Source organism: Neisseria sp. P0021.S006, from assembly GCF_051956895.1.
In genome coordinates this window covers 1-441 of sequence record NZ_JBQCWZ010001275.1, presented here as the reverse complement: position 1 = coordinate 441, position 441 = coordinate 1, and the positions used below count along the sequence as shown (strand labels likewise).

Annotated in this window: 1 pseudogene; it reads right to left on the bottom strand. The window is 58.5% G+C overall.

Annotation, left to right across the window (positions count from 1 at the left end):
- Positions 1-441: pseudogene (locus ACTHUM_RS19855) on the bottom strand (BON domain-containing protein); the annotation flags it as partial.

Here is a 441-nt window from a genome sequence, read left to right as displayed (position 1 = left end):
ACGTAGTGTTGATAGAGGGTCACGACTTTTTGTACGCCGACGGTCGTGCTGACTTTTTGGGCCACGCGGGCTTGCTCGTCAGGCGTGAGGATGCCCATCACATAGGTCACGTTGCCGTAAGTCACGATTTTGACGCGTGCTTGGGTGGCCGGGCTGAGGCCCAACAGGGTGGCGCGGACTTTGGATGTACCCCAAGTATCGTTGTTCACATCACCGAACGAACGCGCTTGTGAGGCAACGGTAATGTAGTTGTACACGCCTTCTGCGGCTTGTTCGGAGCGGGCGATGCGTTCAACAAATTGTTTTTCGCCTTCGGGGGCCACTTGGCCGAGCAGGAGCAGGTGGCGGTTGTAGCCGACAACGTTCAGTGTGGGCGGGTAGACTTGGACTTGGTTGGTTTGGCGCAGTTAGGAGCGTGCGGTGGTTGCGACGCGCAGGGCC